The 17,338-nt window shown below is 60.2% G+C and carries 18 protein-coding genes; 17 read left to right on the top strand and 1 reads right to left on the bottom strand.

The features are described from left to right. Positions 1-135: 135 nt before the first annotated feature. Entirely contained in the window at positions 136-912 is a 777-nt protein-coding gene (locus DW943_RS01100) for a transposase (RefSeq protein WP_117637246.1), read from the top strand. Between the two features lie 186 nt (positions 913-1,098). Here the strand turns inward: DW943_RS01100 and rpmB are convergent, their stop codons facing one another. Beyond that, positions 1,099-1,287 (bottom strand): 50S ribosomal protein L28, encoded by a 189-nt coding sequence (rpmB, locus tag DW943_RS01095; RefSeq protein ID WP_022094725.1) that lies wholly within the window; start codon positions 1,285-1,287, stop codon positions 1,099-1,101. A gap of 451 nt (positions 1,288-1,738) precedes the next feature. On the opposite strand from rpmB, the gene pyrR reads away from it, so the two are divergent. The 16 genes from pyrR (at position 1,739) to dusB (ending at position 17,336) form a co-directional block, all read left to right on the top strand. Then, on the top strand, positions 1,739-2,323 hold the full coding sequence (gene pyrR, locus DW943_RS01090) for a bifunctional pyr operon transcriptional regulator/uracil phosphoribosyltransferase PyrR (protein ID WP_117861936.1): 585 nt from the start codon (positions 1,739-1,741) through the stop codon (positions 2,321-2,323). A gap of 4 nt (positions 2,324-2,327) precedes the next feature. Next, positions 2,328-3,272 carry an aspartate carbamoyltransferase catalytic subunit gene (locus DW943_RS01085; RefSeq protein WP_035138537.1) on the top strand — a complete coding sequence of 315 codons (945 nt, stop codon included), beginning with the start codon at positions 2,328-2,330 and terminating at the stop codon, positions 3,270-3,272. Beyond that, a complete protein-coding gene (locus DW943_RS01080; protein ID WP_117637247.1) occupies positions 3,256-4,545 on the top strand; it encodes a dihydroorotase in 1,290 nt (429 codons plus the stop codon). The genes DW943_RS01085 and DW943_RS01080 overlap by 17 nt, the downstream gene beginning before the upstream one ends. Positions 4,546-4,661: 116 nt before the next feature. Beyond that, positions 4,662-5,429 (top strand): dihydroorotate dehydrogenase electron transfer subunit, encoded by a 768-nt coding sequence (locus tag DW943_RS01075; RefSeq protein ID WP_117736693.1) that lies wholly within the window; start codon positions 4,662-4,664, stop codon positions 5,427-5,429. A 14-nt stretch (positions 5,430-5,443) separates the two neighbouring features. Then, the gene (locus tag DW943_RS01070) at positions 5,444-6,352 is read left to right on the top strand and encodes a dihydroorotate dehydrogenase (protein WP_006236128.1); all 909 of its coding nucleotides are present in this window, start codon (positions 5,444-5,446) and stop codon (positions 6,350-6,352) included. After that, entirely contained in the window at positions 6,346-7,062 is a 717-nt protein-coding gene (pyrF, locus tag DW943_RS01065) for an orotidine-5'-phosphate decarboxylase (protein WP_117564271.1), read from the top strand. Before DW943_RS01070 ends, pyrF begins: the two co-directional genes overlap by 7 nt. Before the next feature lie 239 nt (positions 7,063-7,301). Continuing rightward, a complete protein-coding gene (gene mihF, locus DW943_RS01060) occupies positions 7,302-7,610 on the top strand; it encodes an integration host factor, actinobacterial type (RefSeq protein WP_006236130.1) in 309 nt (102 codons plus the stop codon). After that, entirely contained in the window at positions 7,611-8,180 is a 570-nt protein-coding gene (gene gmk / locus DW943_RS01055) for a guanylate kinase (RefSeq protein ID WP_099431806.1), read from the top strand. It abuts the gene before it with no gap. 5 nt (positions 8,181-8,185) lie between these two features. Continuing rightward, complete coding sequence (locus DW943_RS01050) at positions 8,186-8,467, top strand: DNA-directed RNA polymerase subunit omega (RefSeq protein ID WP_035138532.1); 282 nt, start codon at positions 8,186-8,188, stop codon at positions 8,465-8,467. Beyond that, positions 8,468-9,712, top strand: coding sequence for a tRNA uracil 4-sulfurtransferase ThiI (gene thiI, locus DW943_RS01045; RefSeq protein ID WP_117861935.1), 1,245 nt, complete (start codon positions 8,468-8,470; stop codon positions 9,710-9,712). It begins immediately after the preceding gene. A 213-nt stretch (positions 9,713-9,925) separates the two neighbouring features. After that, positions 9,926-10,639 carry a helix-hairpin-helix domain-containing protein gene (locus tag DW943_RS01040; RefSeq protein ID WP_158550964.1) on the top strand — a complete coding sequence of 238 codons (714 nt, stop codon included), beginning with the start codon at positions 9,926-9,928 and terminating at the stop codon, positions 10,637-10,639. After that, positions 10,636-12,939, top strand: a complete 2,304-nt coding sequence (locus DW943_RS01035; protein WP_117861934.1) for a DNA internalization-related competence protein ComEC/Rec2 — start codon at positions 10,636-10,638, stop codon at positions 12,937-12,939. Before DW943_RS01040 ends, DW943_RS01035 begins: the two co-directional genes overlap by 4 nt. 78 nt (positions 12,940-13,017) lie before the next feature. Beyond that, the gene (gene holA / locus DW943_RS01030; protein ID WP_117861933.1) at positions 13,018-13,980 is read left to right on the top strand and encodes a DNA polymerase III subunit delta; all 963 of its coding nucleotides are present in this window, start codon (positions 13,018-13,020) and stop codon (positions 13,978-13,980) included. 133 nt (positions 13,981-14,113) lie between these two features. Next, complete coding sequence (gene rpsT, locus DW943_RS01025; protein WP_022094714.1) at positions 14,114-14,380, top strand: 30S ribosomal protein S20; 267 nt, start codon at positions 14,114-14,116, stop codon at positions 14,378-14,380. 96 nt (positions 14,381-14,476) lie between these two features. Continuing rightward, positions 14,477-16,288 carry a translation elongation factor 4 gene (gene lepA, locus DW943_RS01020; protein ID WP_117757122.1) on the top strand — a complete coding sequence of 604 codons (1,812 nt, stop codon included), beginning with the start codon at positions 14,477-14,479 and terminating at the stop codon, positions 16,286-16,288. A 4-nt stretch (positions 16,289-16,292) separates the two neighbouring features. Further along, positions 16,293-17,336: a tRNA dihydrouridine synthase DusB gene (dusB, locus tag DW943_RS01015; RefSeq protein WP_117861932.1), complete on the top strand. Its 1,044-nt coding sequence runs from the start codon at positions 16,293-16,295 to the stop codon at positions 17,334-17,336. Positions 17,337-17,338 lie beyond the last annotated feature (2 nt).

Raw genomic sequence — 17,338 nt, 5'->3', positions numbered from 1 at the left:
CAGACATGGATTTGTCATTTTGCCGTTCTGGGCCTGTTTTTGGCGCAGATTGGATATAAATAGGTCACAGGCTCAGCATTTCGCGTTCCTTCTCTCCTTTTAGGTGTTGCCTGTACGGCTTTGAAAGGAGAGACCATGCCCCGATGCGCCCGCGAAATATCGCTCACCGGCTATTACCACGTCTTTGACCGCGGCAACTCCAAACAGATCATTTTTGAAGATGATTCCGACCGCTATCGTTTCTTATCGGACATCTCAGACAGGTTTGCGTGCCATGACGTGGCGGTGTTGGCCTGGTGCCTTATGGATAATCACTTCCATTTGATGGTTGATGACCCATATGACAACCTTTCAAAGGCAATGCAGTGCGCGCTGACGGCCTATGCCAAGTATTTCAATGGAAAAACGGGAAGAACGGGTCACCTGTTTGATAATCGCTATTCGCGGATCGCGGTCGAGTCGGACACGCAGGCGGTGCAGTTGCTCGATTATATCCATCTCAATCCTGTGAAAGGTGTGCTCGACTCGCTCGATGCCTACCGCTGGTCAAGCTACAAGGCATACCAGCTGGGATACGATCCCTTTGATATCTGTGACGCGGCTCCTATGCTCGATATTGTCGGAGGCTCTCGTTGCTATTGCGAGCATCTCGAGGAAGTTGCCGGGCGCATCTGGTCAGTGGAGATTCTTCCGCGCCGACGGATCCCCGATGAGGACGCCCTTTCCGTTGCGCGCGAAGTTTTGCCGAGCATGGATCCTGCGCTGCTCAAGGCCCTGCCACGCTCCGAACGTGATGCCTGTCTGCTGAGGCTCAGGCGGGCACATCTCACGGTCAAGCAAATTGCCCGTATCACCGGTATCGGCGCTACAAGCGTGACCAAGGCCACTGTAGGCTGGAAGGAGGCAGCGTGAGGTAGGGGCCGAACCGCAGTCGGCATGCGTTACGTCTGTCCCCAATGCGTGAAAACACTCATGTAAGTCTGTCCCCAATGAGTGCAAAAAGGCGCCCTCCGTGGGGGAGGACGCCTTTGGTAAGTTCTATATGAACGCGAGGTCTTTGACCCGGAGAGTCCGAGGTACTTGTTGGTAAGACCTTATTTAGGAGCGCGCAACCTTGCCGGACTTGAGGCAGGTGGAGCAAACGTTCATCTTGCGACGGTGACCATCGACGACGACGTAAACGCGCTGGATGTTGGGGCGGAACTTACGGTTGGTGACGCGGTGAGAGTGGCTGATGGAGCGACCGGCAACGGGGTGCTTACCGCAAACTTCGCAAACTTTGGACATAACTGACCCTCCTTGGGCGACAAACGAACATGTCGCGTTAACAAACAAGCCTGAACTATAGCACAGAAGCAGCTCCCTGTGCGTAATCTACACAGAGATATTCCTCTTTTGGCGATAGTGCTCACGCCACGGCCCTGGACGTAGATCCGATTTGCGTGCAGCAGAGGGGATTATGCCAGCTCGTGCGTGCGTTTTCAAGCTCGTCCCACAAATATATATAGGTTTATGGAGCGCCTGCGCCCGTTTACGGATTGTTCTGTATTTATGCTCGCAATTAAGCTCGAGGTTGGCTACACTATCCCTTGACCATTAAAGGGGTACGAGATACCCACATGGAATTACATAGCTGCCAAAGAGCAGCCCTTCCTGTGGGTGTCTGGTCCGCTTTAAGCGGTCGGGCATCTATTTTTTTGACTGTGTCAGCAGTCAAGACATGTGAGGAAGGAGATCGATGGGCACGACTTCCCCCAAGGCGGTCATCATGGACGAGACCGCCGTCAATCGAGCGATGACCCGCATCGCGCACGAGATTCTCGAGCGCAACGAGGGCTGTGAAGACCTCGCTCTGGTCGGCATCGTCACGCGCGGCGACCTTCTGGCAAAGAAGCTCGCCGAGGAGATCAAGGAGATCGAGGGCGTCGACGTTCCGCTCGGCAGCCTGGACATCAGCTTCTACCGCGATGACTATGCGACCAATTTCGCTCCCGCGATCCACGCTACCAACATTCCCTTCGGCGTCGACGGCAAGCGCGTCGTGCTGGTGGACGACATCCTGTATACGGGCCGTACTATCCGCGCCGCTCTGGACGCCGTTATGGACCTGGGCCGTCCGAGCCGCATCGAGCTGGCAGTTCTCGTTGACCGCGGTCACCGTGAGCTCCCCATCTCGCCGGACTTTGTCGGCAAGAACGTTCCCTCGTCGCATGAGGAGAACGTGCACCTATATATGAAGGAAGTAGACGGCCGCACCGCTGTCGAGATTAACGACGTCGCGCCGGGTTCCCACGTGGGCTCCGCGCCGCTGGGAGGTGAGTAGTACCGTGGCGTTCAACCATAAGCACCTGATCGACATTACCGAGTACTCCGAAGAGGACATCAAGCTCATCCTCGAGACCGCCAAGGCGTTCTCCGAGGTCAACGAGCGTGCGATCAAGAAGGTCCCCACGCTCAAGGGCAAGACCATCGTCAACATGTTCAACGAGCCCTCGACGCGCACCCGCAGCTCCTTCGAACTCGCCGAGAAGCGTCTTTCGGCCGACAGCCTCAACTTTGGCGGCTCCTCGACCTCCACGGTCAAGGGTGAGAGCCTCGTCGACACCGTCGAGACCCTCAACGCCTACAAGATCGACTGCATCGTCGTGCGCGATAAGCACGCCGGTGCTCCCTACATCGTCACGCAGAACTCGCCCGCGAGCGTTATCTGCGCCGGCGACGGCAAGCACAACCATCCCACGCAGGCCCTGCTCGACCTGTACACCATCTGGGAGCACAAGGGTGACTTCCACGGTCTGAAGGTCGCCGTCGTCGGCGATATCGCGCACTCCCGCGTCTGCGGCTCGCTGATCCCTGCCCTTAAGATTATGGGCTGCGAGACCTACGCCGTCGCCCCCGGCACGCTGCTGCCGCCGGCGCCCGAGGTTCTGGGCTGCGACCACGTGACGAGCGACCTCGATTCCGTCCTGCCCGAGCTGGACGTCGTCTATATGCTGCGCGTGCAGCAGGAGCGCCTCGAGGGTGCCCCGTTCCCGACCATTCGCGAGTACCACAAGCTCTTCGGTCTGACCAAGGACCGCGAGAAGCTCATGAAGCCCGACGCGATCATCTGTCACCCGGGCCCCATCAACCGCGGCGTCGAGTTCGACTCCTATATGGCCGACCACCCGCAACGCTCCGTCATCCTGGAGCAGGTCTACGCCGGTATCTGCGTGCGTATGGCTATCCTGTATCTGCTGCTTGGAGGTGCCGATAATGGCCTTGCTTCTTAAGAATGCCCACGTCGTCGACCCGTCCGTCGAGCTTGACGGTGTCGTTGACGTCCTGATTGACGGCGACAAGATCGCCGAGGTCGGCGAGAATCTCGCCGTCGAGGGAGCCGAGGTCCGCGACCTTTCCGGCAAGTACCTCGTCCCCGGCCTGGTGGATATGCACGTTCACCTTCGCGAGCCCGGCTACGAGGTCAAAGAGGACATCGAGAGCGGTACCCGCGCAGCTGCCAAGGGCGGCTTTACCGGCGTGTGCGCCATGCCCAACACCGATCCCGTCACCGATAACGGCACCGTCGTGGAGTTCGTCAAGTCCCGTGCTGCCGAGGTCGGTCACTGCCGCGTCTATCCGTCGGGCGCCATGACCCGCGGTCTTAAGGGCGAGGCCATGTCCGAGATGGGCGATATGGTCGCCCACGGCGCCGTCGCCTTCACTGACGACGGTCGTGGCGTGCAGGGCGCGGGCATGCTCCGTCGCTGCATGGACTACGGCAAGATGTTCGGCAAGGTTTTTATGAGCCACTGCCAGGACGAGGACCTGGTCGGCCACGGCCAGATCAACGAGGGCAAGGTCTCGACCCGTCTGGCCCTCGAGGGTTGGCCGGCCGCCGGCGAGGAGCTTCAGATTGCCCGCGACATCGAGATTGCCAAGCTGACCGGTGCCAAGCTGCACATCCAGCACATCTCCACCGCTCATGGCCTGGAGCTCGTGCGTGCCGGTAAGGCTGCCGGTGTCCAGGTGACCTGCGAGGCCACCCCGCACCACATGTTCCTGACCGAGAACGACCTGGACGAGACCTACAACACCTCGCTCAAGGTCAATCCGCCGCTGCGCACCGACGAGGATGCCGAGGCCATCCGTCAGGGTGTCATCGACGGTACCGTCGACGCTATCGTTACCGACCACGCTCCCCACACCCCGTGGGAGAAGGCCCGCGAGTTCGAGCTCGCGCCCTTTGGAATGATTGGCCTCGAGACTTCGCTGTCGCTCGTGCTCACTGAGCTGGTCAACACGGGCAAGATGAGCGTGAGCCGCATGGTCGAGCTCATGGCCATCAAGCCGCGTGAGATTCTGGGCCTCGATCAGGTTCAGGTCAAGGCGGGCTCTGTCGCCGACCTGACCGTGTTCGACCCCTCCGCAACCTGGACGGTTGGCGAGGACGGTTACGAGTCGCGCGCCGAGAACTCCGGTTTTGCCGGCCGCACGCTCACCGGTCGTGCCACCGATGTATTTGTCGGTGGCAAGCAGACGCTCGCCGACGGCTGCATCTGCTAGCATAGCCTTATCGCTTTTGTGCGCGGCGCCCTTGCGGTGCCGCGCTTTCTGTTCGTTTAGACCATGCAACCGCATGGGGGATTGGAGCGTCTATGCCCACACCTTCCACTGCACGCATGCACGACTTCGAGGTCGTCTCGAACCGGGAGATCGCCGACGGCATCTTCTCGCTCGTCATCTCGGCCCCCAAGCTTGCAAGTGCGCTCAAGCCCGGTCAGTTTGTGAACATCGCCGTCCCCGGCGATGCGTCTTCTCTGCTTCGTGTGCCCTTGAGTTTCTACCGCGCCGACGCCGAGGCCGGCACCGTCGAGCTGTGGTACGCCGTCGTGGGCGACGATACCCGCCGTTTGTCCCAGATGGGCCCCGGCTCCACCTCTAACCTGCTGGGCCCCGGTGGTCGTGGCTGGATGGTACCCGAGGGCACCAGGAAGGCTTTGCTCGTCGCCGGTGGTATCGGCGTTCCGCCTGTGCTTTGTCTTGCCGGTATGCTTGCCGAGCAGGGTGTTGATGTGGACGTGTGCCTGGGCTTTGGCACCGCGTCCAAGGCCGTGGGTGTCGATGAGTTCCGCGCGCTGGGCGCCACGGTTAATGTGTGCACCGACGACGGTTCGCTCGGCACGCACGGTTTTTGCACCGATCCTGCCGCAGAACTGCTTGGCGAGGGCGGCTACGACTACGTGGCCAGCTGCGGCCCCGCCGTCATGATGAAGAAGGTCGCCGCCGCTGCCGCCGAGGCCGGTGTGTACTGCGAGGTGTCGCTCGAGCGCATGATGAGCTGTGGCTTTGGCGCCTGCAACACCTGCAATGTCGAGACGGTCGACGGTATGAAGGGTGCTTGTATGTGCGGCCCCGTGTTCGATGCTTCCAAGGTGGTGGTCTTCTAGTGGGTACCGTGAACATGGCCGTCGATTTCGGCGGCGTCAAGATGCAGAACCCCATCAACACCGCAGCCGGTACCTTTGGCTACGGTTGGCAGTTCCAGAACTTCTTTGATGTTTCCCAGCTGGGCGCCATCACCACCAAGGGTTGCGCTGCCGAGCCCTGGCCCGGCAATCCCGCGCCCCGCATGGCCGAGATTCCCGGCGGTATGATCAACTCCGTGGGTCTTCAGAACCCCGGCGTGGCCGCCTTTGCCCGCGAGTCCGGTCCGTGGCTCGAACAGCTGTCCAAGGACGGCTGCCAGGTCATCTGTCAGGTTGCCGGTCACTCCGTTGACGAGTTTGTCCGCGCACTCGAGATGTATGTCGAGCTGTGCCCCTGGGCTGCCGGCTACGAGATCAACGTGAGCTGCCCTAATATCGCCGCCGGCGGTGCCGCCATGGGCTCCACGCCCGAGGGCGCCTCTTCCGTTATGGCTGCTTGCCGCAAGGTGACCGATAAGCCGCTGTTCGTGAAGATGGCGCCGGTCAACGTCGCCGAGATCGCCAAGGCCCTCGAGGCTGCCGGCGCCGACGGCCTTTCGGTCATCAACTCCATCCAGGGCATGGCCATCGACGTCCATACCCGCAAGTCCCGCGTGGCCAAGCCCAAGGGCGGCCTTTCGGGCCCGCTGTGCCACCACATCGCCGTGCGCATGGTCTGGGAGGTTGCCCAGGCCGTCGATATCCCCATCAACGGTGTCGGCGGTGTCATGACTGGCGAGGATGCGGCTGAGTTTATCCTGGCCGGCGCCACCTGCGTGTCGGTCGGCATGGCCAACTTCGTCGATCCGTGCGCTTCGCTTAAGATCGCGCATGAGCTCGAGGCCTGGGCCGAGTCCCAGGGCGTAAAGGACATCAACGAGCTGGTGGGTGCTTTCGAATGCTAGAGAATGATGCCCGCGACCGTGTTATCGTCGCCCTCGACTGCGACCGTGAGCGCGCGCTCGAGCTCGCCCACGAGCTTTCGGGCCATGCCGCCTGGCTCAAGGTCGGCATGACGCTCTATTACGCTGAGGGTCCCCAGATCGTCAAGACCTTTAAGGACCTTGGCTTTAAGGTCTTCCTCGACCTTAAGTTCCATGACATTCCGCATCAGGTGCGCGGCGCTGCCCGCTCGGCCTCGCTTGCCGGTGCCGACCTGCTTTCGGTCCACGGCCTGGGCTCGGGTGCTATGCTCGCTGCCTGCCGCGAGGGTGCCGAGGAGGCGCGTGAGGACCGCGCCAAGCTCGTCGCCATCACCGTGCTCACGAGCATGAATCAGGATGCCTTGAGCGAGATCGGCGTCGAGTCTCCCGTGGCCGAGGAGGCCGCCCGCTTGGCAAAGCTTGCTCAGGCCAATGGCATCGATGGCATCGTGTGCTCACCGATGGAGGCTCACGACATGCGTGAGCTGCTGGGTCCTGATGCCCTGATCGTGACTCCGGGTGTGCGTCCGGTGGGTGCCGCCCTTGGTGACCAGTCCCGCGTGGCGACGCCTTCCCAGGCTATCGAGCGTGGCGCAAGCCACATTGTGGTGGGCCGTCCCATCACCGGTGCCGACGATCCGGTTGCCGCCTTTGACGCCATCGTCGCCGAGCTGGTCGAAAACGTCGCGTAAAAGATTCCCCTAAGTCACCACTTTTGGGTCTCATTAGCACAAAATAGCCCCTGTGCCTGCGTAAACTTTCCCATCCTTTGTGTGGAATCGCAGGTCAGGGGCTTAACTTTGGGCGCAGTATATTGCACTTTTTGCGGGTATCGTCTAACCTATGGAGCCGCGATTAGGCTTTTTGTGCGTTCTACGTGCTAAAATGCCAATTATTGAATCAGATATAACCCAACTATTTGGAGGTACGAATGGCACTCCCTCAGCTTACCGACGAGCAGCGCAAGCAGGCTCTTGAGAAGGCTGCTGCCGCACGTCACGCCCGCGCTGAGCTTCGCGAGCAGATCAAGAAGGGCGAGAAGTCCCTCGAGTCCGTGCTCAACTCCGATGACCCCATCGCTTCCCGCATGAAGGTTTCCACCCTCATCGAGTCTCTCCCCGGTTATGGCAAGGCCAAGGCCGCCAAGATCATGGAGGAGCTCGGTATCTCCGCTACTCGTCGCGTCCAGGGCCTCGGCGTCCGTCAGCGCGAGCAGCTCCTCGAGCAGCTGACCAAATAAGTGAGCGCTCAGGATTCCAAGCTCTTTGTGATTTCTGGACCGTCAGGCGCAGGCAAGGGTACGCTCGTCACTCGTGTGCGCGAGCGCCGCTCGAACCTGGGCCTGACGGTTTCGGCTACCACGCGAGCACCACGCAAAGGTGAGGTCGACGGCGTCAACTACTTTTTTCTGACGCGCGAGGAGTTCGACCGCCGCGTGGCAAACGGTGAGTTTGTTGAGTGGGCCGAGGTCCACGGTAACTGCTACGGCACGTTGGTGAGCGAGGTTACATCCAAGCTCGCCTCGGGCTCGTCTCTGATTTTGGAGATCGATGTCCAGGGCGCCCTGCAGGTGAAGGAGCGTTTCCCCGAGGCCGTGCTGATCTTTATCAAGCCGCCTTCGCTTGAGGTGCTCCGCGAGCGTCTAGTCGGTCGCGGTACCGAGACGCCCGAGACGATCGAGCTGCGTATGGCAAACGCCGCCGATGAGCTTGCCCTTGCCGACCGCTACGACGACGTCGTGGTGAATGACGATCTCGACCGCGCGACCGATGAGCTCGTTCGCGTTCTCGATATGCATGAAAGGATCTGAGGTCCGTGTCCGTTGTAAAGCCTTGCATTGACGATCTTCTGGAGAAGACCGATCACAACCGCTTCCTGCTCGCTTCGCTTGCCTCCAAGCGCGCCTGCGACATCAATAGCATGCTGCGTGGCCAGCACAACCGCGTGCTTGCCGTCCAGGATGTCGATGACATCACCATCGGGCTTTCCGGTGCCGATACCATCTCGATGGCTATGGACGAGATTGTCGACGGCGACATCTCTTACGACGAGGCCCGTTACGAGAAGGCGCTCGGTCACAAGGTTGCTGAAGCCTAAATGGCAGCTCGCGTCTGCCTGGTCCACTATCACGAGGTTGGACTGAAGGGCAAGAACCGCGCACATTTTGAGCATATCCTCATGGATAACATCAAGGCGGCCTTGGCCGCCTTTTCCGTGAACGCCGTGTCTCGAATTTCCGGTTATATCCTCGTGACCTTTAACGAGCATCAGGCCGACGAGGCGGCGCGTGTCATTCGCACCGTTCCCGGCGTTGCCCGTGTGTCTTTGGCGTATCACACCAACCGCGACCCGCAGGAGTACTGCGCCGCCGCCGTGAAGGCGCTGCGCGAGTTTGGTTCCTTCGATTCGTTTAAGGTGCACGCCAAGCGCTCCAATACCGACTATGAGCTCACCTCGATCGATATCAATCGTCAGGTGGGCGAGGTACTGTGTGAGGCCTTCCCCGATAAAAAGGTTCAAATGCACGACCCCGATGCGATGGTGCACGTACTGGTGGTCCAGGGTAGCGTTTATGTGTACGCGTGCTCCGAGCGCGGCGTGGGCGGTCTGCCGGTGGGTTCTGCCGGCAAGGTCGTGACGCTGCTGTCGTCGGGTATCGATTCTCCGGTGGCGACCTGGATGCTCGCGCGTCGCGGCGCGGTGTGCGTGCCGGTGCATTTCTCCGGTCGTCCGCAGACGCCCGACACGAGTGAATACCTGGTGCAGGACATCATCCGTGCGCTTGAGCCGGGTGTCCAGATCGGCCGCCTGTACGTGGTGCCGTTTGGCGACTGCCAGCGTGAGATTTCGGTCACCTGTCCCAGCAACCTGCGCGTGATCATGTATCGCCGCATTATGTATTCGGTTGCTGAGCGCATTGCACACATCGAGGGTGCCAGGGCCATCGTTACGGGCGAATCGCTTGGGCAGGTTGCCTCCCAAACGCTTGAGAACATCATGGCCGTCAACGAAGCCGTGAAGATTCCCGTGTTCCGTCCTCTCATCGGTTCGGACAAACAGGAGATCATCGCACGCGCCGAGGAGATCGGTACGTTCGATATCTCGACTGAGGCCGCTCCCGACTGCTGCACGCTGTTTATGCCGCGCCGTCCCGAGACGCACGCTAAACTCGATGCCGTGCATGAGGCCTGGGAACTGTTTGATCACGAGGAGATGATTGAGTGTCTGCTCAAGCAGACCGAGTACATCGACTTCGAGAGCAACACGTACAAGGCCCCTAAGACCTTAAAACACAAACATTCTGAGCTTGCTCCGCGTGAGATTTACCAAGATCACGAGTAAATTTGTGCATAGACCGACGATGCGCCTGCATCGTCGGTCTTTTGCTATCTGGGCATTTTGGGGCTAAGTGTTCATTTGCTGACGTGTGCCTGAATAAATGGACATTATTTCGTAAGGTTTTGGTCAGCTTTTGGTTTGACCGCGAAAACCGGTTTTGGGGCGTGGCTGTTGCGGAGCTCCTTTCCTGACACGATGATGTTGGGAGGTTTTGCTATGGCGCAGCGCGAACAACACGAACGAGTCAAAAAGATGGACCGCTGGGCGGGCAAACTGCTCGGTCATAAGGCAGTGGTGATGGCGATACTGGTCGTCATTGCGATGGCGAGTGGACTGGCAATGGCGAACTTTGGCGGCGGTGCCGGCGGTGTGTCGTTTGAGCGCACTGATGGTTCGGGCACGTTAGTGGAGCCGGGATCCGGCGATGCTTCGAGTGGAAAGACATCTGAAGGCTCTTCGCCTAAGGCGTCTGCCGCGGCAGAGGTCTATGTCGATGTTGATGGCGCCGTGGTGTCACCCGGTGTATATCGCCTCAAAGACGGGGCGCGGGTGGCTCAGGCGATTGATGCCGCCGGCGGGCTGGCGCCCGAAGCAGACGTTACGGGGCTTAATCGTGCATCCAAGGTCACTGATGGACAAAAAATTCACGTTCCAACGGTAGGGGAGCAGCAGGTGTCCATTGCGGAAGCCGGTGTTGATGGTGGGACTTCCGCATCATCAGGCGTCGGTGGCGCAACAGGCCTAGTAAACATTAATACGGCAAGCTCGGCAGAGCTGCAGACGCTCTCGGGAATCGGTCCCTCAATGGCACAGTCGATTATCGATGAACGGACAAAGAACGGTGCTTTCGCCTCGGTTGACGATCTGATGCGTGTGTCGGGAATCGGCGAGAAGAAGCTTGCCAAAATCAAAGATTGCATCTGCGTATGAGCGCGACCGAGCGCGAGCACGTGATGCCTCCGCGACCCCTGATTCCGTGGACGATGGTCCTGTGTGCCGGCATGTGCGTGAGCTGCGCCTTGGTGCTCAGCATGGCCGCTGATGCGCTGCTGAGGGAGCGGGCGACGGCGGTCGGGCCGCTATGGGCCATTCCCGTTGCGGCAGCGGTTTTCGTTGTGCTGGCTCACTCTTGTGCGAGGCTTGCCCCTTTGAAGCGGTGGCTGTATGCCGCGTCCGTCGGTCTCATAGCGGGTGCGGTCGTTTCGGCGTGGTGGGCCGTGGGTGCGCTCAACGCCTCGAAGACGCTCGACGGTCGAGCGGCAAGCAGTCTCGAGTTTGTCGTGCAGGGTGACCCATCCATAAATGACGACGTGTATTCCTATACCTGCGAGGCACGCTCGGACGGTAAGAACTTGGCAACGGTTCGCCTATCGTGTGACCGTGAGTTCAAGGTCGGGGCGCACGTGCGTGTTATCGGTCGCGTGTCACGTTTTGAGAACGATGCGTATGGACGATCGCGCGTGCTTCGAGGCGAGGTGCGCAAGGTTAAAGCCGTTCGGATTGTGTCGGTCGATGAGGGTTCTCCGAGGCCGCTGCATCGGCTGCGAAATGGGCTGCTTGCGTCCATCGCGCCTGCGACCGACCCGGCGCGTGCGCTCATAGCCGGTGTCGTCTGCGGTCGTTCGGCCGAGCTGCGCGCCCAGCCGGCGGGCGACTGGTTTTCGGTGACGGGAACGGCGCATCTTATCGCAGTCTCGGGCAGCCATTTGGCTATCGTGGGGTTTGTAATCGAGGGCGTATTGCAAAAGACTCGGTGCTCACGTGGTCTTCAGCGGGCGATATTGGCGATAACGCTTGTGGGCTACGCTGCCTTTACGGGCGCGTCTCCCTCGGCCGTGCGCGCGTGCTGCATGGTGTTCGTGACGCTTGTCGTAAACGGCGCGGGGCGTCGTCGGCACGGCCTTTCGGCACTCTTCGTAACCATGTCCATCTTTGTGCTACTGCGGCCGACGGTGCTGTTCGAGATGGGCTTTCAGCTTTCATGCGCCAGCGTCTTAGCCATTCTGTGCTTTTGTCCCTATGCGACCTACGCGTTGGGTGAGCTAGGTGTGCCATCGGGCGTTGCCAGCGTGCTTTCCGTCACGCTGTGCTCGCAACTGGCGACACTTCCCATTGCCATTCCTGCCTTCGGTACATTCTCGCTCATTGCTCCGTTTGCAAATGCGGTCATCGGTCCGGTGGTGAGCGTTCTGCTCGCTGTGTCGATCGCGCTGGCTCCCTTTTCGCTCGTGGGACCGTTGCGGACTTGGGCGCTCGTTGTGCCCATGATTGCCGCCCGTTGCGCGCTGTTCTTCGAGCAGCTGTTTGCCGCCGTGCCGGGTGCATACGTGAGCGTGCCGCCCGATAGCATGTGGATTTACCTAGTGCCGTGTTTTCTGGCGGTTCTGCTGGTCTGGTGGCCGCGTCCCCGTGCACGTCCTATGGCGGTGGGGCTTGTATGCCTGATGCTCTTGGCTGCGATTCCGTACGTCTATTGGGATCGATTCGCTCCGCCTTCGGTGACGGTGCTCGATGTGGGCCAGGCCGATGCGATTCTTATCCGCCAAGGCGGTGCAGTAGCTCTCGTCGACTGCGGGCTCGACGAGCGTGTGGTTGCGGCGTTGGTTCGCAATAACGTGCACCATATCGATGCCGTCTTTGTGACGCATTGGGATGAGGACCACTGGGGTGGTTTGCCTGCCGTGCTCGAACAGTTTTCGGTCGGAACGATTGCCGTGGCGGCGGATGCGCTGGAGGATGCTCCTGCCGAGGTATTGAACCGACCTGGCGTGGAGTATCGGCAGGTGCGCCGTGGGGATACGGTCGACATCGGCTCATTTTGCGCTCGCGTGATGTGGCCATTCGAGTTCGTGGATGGCGAGGGAAATGAGGACTCGCTTGTCCTTCTGCTCTCTTATGTTCAGGAAGGCAAGGGCCTGCGAATACTTCTCACCGGTGATGCCGAGCTCGACCAAGAGCGGGAATTCGTGCAGGAGGTGGGGGATATCGATGTCCTTAAACTTGGGCATCACGGCTCCAAGGTTTCAGTCGATGGCGAGTTGCTGGACGTCCTGAAGCCCGAGCTTTCCCTCGCAAGCGCCGGTGAGGGGAATCGATACGGCCATCCGTCCGATGCCTGCATCGATGCCGTTAAGGAAGCGGGTGGTGTGTTCGCGTGTACCATCGAACACGGCGACATTACCGTCACACCGACTGCGAATGGCTTTGCGATGCGATGCCAGCGACCGTGACGACGTCGTTGGCGTGTGGTGGGCCCCTGGGCTAGAATGGCACGGAACGAATACGAAGGCCTGCGGGAGGGGAGCGCAATGTCCGAAACCGGTTTGCTGCCGGCATATCTGATCGTCGGTACCGACGGAGTTAAGCGCGACCACGCCGTCTCGCGTATGAAAGCGCGTCTGGAAAAATCGGGTATGGTCGAGTTCAACCTCGACGAGCGAGACATGACCAAGGACCCCGATATCGAGTCCATTATCGGATCGCTTAACACCTTTCCGATGGGCAGCGAGTTTCGTCTGGTAATCCTCGATGGCTGCTCAAAGCTCGCCAAGGCGGTCTCGGAGCCGCTCGTTGGGTATCTGGCGAGTCCCAGCCCAACAACGGTCTGCCTCATCATCGCCGACTCACTTGCCAAGAATACGCGCCTGTATAAGGCAATCGCCAAGATCGACAAGAAGGCTATCGTCGATTGCTCGGGTACCAAGCGCTGGGAACTGCCGCGCCGTGTTCAGCAGATGGCGACGCAGCGCGGTAAGTCGATTTCGACGGCGGCCGCCGAGGAGCTCGTCTCGCGTTCGGGCGAAAACACGCGCATGCTCGATAACGACTTGGCTAAGCTTGCCCAGATGGTCGAGTCGCCCCAGATTGAACTTGCCGATGTTGAGCGCTGGATTGTACGTACGGCCGAGATCCAACCCTGGGACTTCCTCAACGCCGTCTCGGCTCGCGATATGCGGCGTTCGCTCGAGCTCTTTAAGCTCCTGCCCTCCAAGAGCTACGTGTGGACTTACACATTGCTGTGCGGTCGCATTCGCGAGCTTATCGTCGCCAAGGCGCTCGACGCGCGTGGGCAGGGTCGCGAGCTGGCCGCAACGCTCAAGCTCCAGTCCTGGCAGGTCAAGAATCACCTTACCTGGGCGCGTCGTTTTTCGATGACCGAGCTCGTCGCAGCGCTCGAGGGTGCCGTTGATGTGGAGCTCGCGCTCAAGGGTTCGGCCGATTCTCAGACGGCGCTTTTGCTCTGGATTACGAACATCTTGAGAAAATCGTGATGATACCTGCCTATTTGACAAATTCGTTCTATCCCTTTGAGAGGGAGCGTGCTATAGTAGGCGCTTGCATGACCTCACCGTGTCTCAGAGGTGTCATACATTTTTTGCAAGGAACTCGAAAGGAACTCCAGAAGTGGCAAACATCAAGTCTCAGAAGAAGCGTATCCGCACCAATGAGGCAGCTCGCATGCGTAACAAGGCTGTCAAGTCCGAGCTCAAGACGCTGACCAAGCACGTCCAGTCCGCCGTCGCCGAGGGCGACGCCGAGAAGGCCCAGGCTGCCCTCAAGACCGTCACCAAGCGTCTCGACATGGCTGCCGCCAAGCATGTTATCCACAAGAACCAGGCTTCCAACCGCAAGTCCGGTCTTGCCAAGCTCGTGAACAGCATCAACGCCTAAGTTGTAAATTTCACACCACACAGATTACGCGCATAAATGGAGCCTGTTTTATGGAACAGGCTCCATTTTTTGTACCGCTCGGGTAAGATAGTCCGCATGAATACTTCAATTGACATTTCCCACATCCGCAACTTCTCGATCGTTGCGCACATCGACCATGGCAAGTCCACGATCAGTGACCGCATCCTCGAGCTCACCCATACCGTCGACGAACGCGACATGGAGTCGCAGCTGCTCGACACCATGGATATCGAGCGCGAGCGCGGCATCACGATCAAGTCCAATGCCGTCCGCGTTTCCTATGACGCCGACGATGGTGAGACGTATCAGTTCAATCTGATCGATACGCCGGGCCACGTGGACTTTACCTATGAGGTATCGCGCTCGCTGGCCGCCTGCGAAGGCGCGGTGCTCGTCGTCGACGCCACGCAGGGCGTCGAGGCGCAGACCGTCTCCAACGCGACGCTCGCCATGAACGCCAATCTGGACATTGTGCCCGCCATCAACAAGATCGACCTTCCCTCGGCGCATCCCGACGAGGTTAAGACCGAGATCGAGGATGACCTGGCGATCCCTGCCGATGATGCCGTGTGCGTCTCGGGCAAGACCGGCGAGGGCATCCACGATCTGCTGGAGTCCATTGTCTTTTTGATCTCTCCGCCCAAGGGCGATGCGAACGCGCCGCTCAAGGCACTCATCCTGGATTCGTACTTCGACGAGTATCGTGGCGTCGTCGCCACGGTGCGCGTCTTTGACGGCTCTATCAAAAAGGGCGATACCCTGCTTATGATGCAGGTCAAGGGCGACTTTTTGGTCGACGGCGTGGGCGTCAAGCGTCCTGCCGAGACCCCGGTCGACGCGCTGACGGTCGGCGAGGTTGGCTATGTGGTCACGGGTCTGAAGGACCCCGAGGCTGTGCGCGTGGGCGATACCCTTACGTGGGCTTCCAACCCCTGTCCCGAGCCTCTGCCGGGCTACCGCGAGGCCAAGCCCATGGTCTACACGGGCCTGTTCCCGATCGACAACAAGGACTACGAGAACCTGCGCGACGCGCTCGATAAGCTGCACGTCAACGATCCGTCGTTGGTGTGGGAGCCCGAGACGTCGGTGGCGCTCGGTTTCGGCTTCCGCGTGGGCTTCCTGGGCCTGCTGCACATGGAAGTCGTCAAGGAACGCCTGGAGCGCGAGTTCAACCTGGACCTCATTGCCACGAGTCCCTCGGTCGACTATCACGTCTACAAGACCGACGGCGAAATGATCGATGTCCGCAGTCCGCAGGACCTTCCCGAGGCCACGCGCATCGAACGTATCGAGGAACCCTACCTCAAGGCAAAGATCATCTGTCCGCCTGAGTACACGGGTGCCGTCATGCAGCTCGCCATCGAACACCGCGGCGTCACAACCGACATGATCCACCTGACGAGCAAATCGGTCGAGATGCGCTTCGATATGCCGCTCGCCGAGCTCATCTTGGACTTCTTTGACCAGCTCAAGAGCCGTACCAAGGGCTATGCTTCGCTCGATTACGAGTTCAACGAGTATCGTCCCTCCGAGCTCGTCAAGCTCGACATCCTGCTTTCGGGCGACGAGGTGGACGCGCTGTCGTTTATCGTCCATAAGGACAAGGCATATGGCCTGGCCCGTGGCTTGTGCGACAAGCTCAAGGAGATCATCCCGCGTCAGCTGTTCGAGGTGCCCATCCAGGGTGCTATCGGCAACAAGATCATCGCCCGTTCCACCGTCAAGGCGCGTCGCAAGGACGTTCTTGCTAAGTGCTACGGTGGCGATATCTCGCGTAAGCGCAAGCTGCTCGAGAAGCAGAAAGAGGGCAAGAAGCGTATGAAGGCCATCGGATCGGTCGAGGTCCCGCAGGAGGCCTTTATGGCGATCCTCAAGGTGGACGAGTAGGTCTATGGCTCTTTCCGAATATAGTCTGCGGCTGCTGGGCGCCTATGCCGAGCAGCCGTTCCTTATGGCTCCCATGGCGGGCGTTACCGACCCCGCCTATCGCATCATGTGTCGCCGCCGCGGTGCCAACCTTGCCTACAGCGAGATGGTGAGCGTGGCAGGCCTTGCCTATGCCAGCAACAAAACGTGGCGCCTGGTGCTGCCGGCCGACGAGGAGCAGCAGATTTGCGTGCAGCTCTTTGGCTCCAAGCCCGATCAGTTTGCGAGCGCCGTCGCCGCCGTCGAGGAGCGCGTTGGCGATCGCCTGTCGCTCATCGATATCAATATGGCATGCCCCGCCCGCAAGGTTGTCACCAAGGGCGAGGGTTCGGCGCTCATGCGCACGCCCGACCTGGCCGAGAAGATCGTCGAGGCCACGGTGGGCGCGGCGCACGTGCCCGTGACCGTCAAGATTCGCAAGGGCTTTTATGCCGAGGACCGTAATGCCGCGACATTTGCCCAGATGCTTGAGAGTGCAGGGGCTGCCGCAGTCGCCGTGCATGGTCGTTGCGCCACGCAGCTCTACACGGGCCAGGCCGATTGGTCGGTCGTCGATGAGGTTGCCGACGCTGTCGAGATTCCCGTGATTGGTTCGGGCGATGTGTTCTCGGCCGAGGACGCTGCTGAGCATCTGCACGGCTCGGGTGCCAGCGCGGTGTTTATCGCGCGCGGCATCTACGGCAATCCGTGGGTGTTCGGCGATGCCCGAGCCCTTGCACTCGATGGCACGCCGGTTCCTTCTCGCTCCTCGGTCGAGCGCCTGGAGGCTCTGCGTGAGCACCTGACGTTGACGCACGAGCTTCTGCCGCTCATGTCGCGTGCTCGCACGTACGCAAGCTGGTACTTAAAGGGCATGCCCCATGCCGCCGCCTGGCGCGCTCAGGTGGTGCGTTGCTCTACGTACGAGGAGTTCATGTCGCTGGTCGATGATATCGAGCGCGATGTGGTGGCCTGTGAGGCCGCGCTTGCCGCCGGCGAGTCGGTGCCTGCTCATCCGCTGGAGGCCTAACG

It is taken from the genome of Collinsella sp. AM44-11 (genome assembly GCF_003467145.1).
Lineage (GTDB): Bacteria > Actinomycetota > Coriobacteriia > Coriobacteriales > Coriobacteriaceae > Collinsella.
Note: the sequence above shows the minus strand (reverse complement) of the source record. Positions and strands in the feature narration are given on the sequence as shown.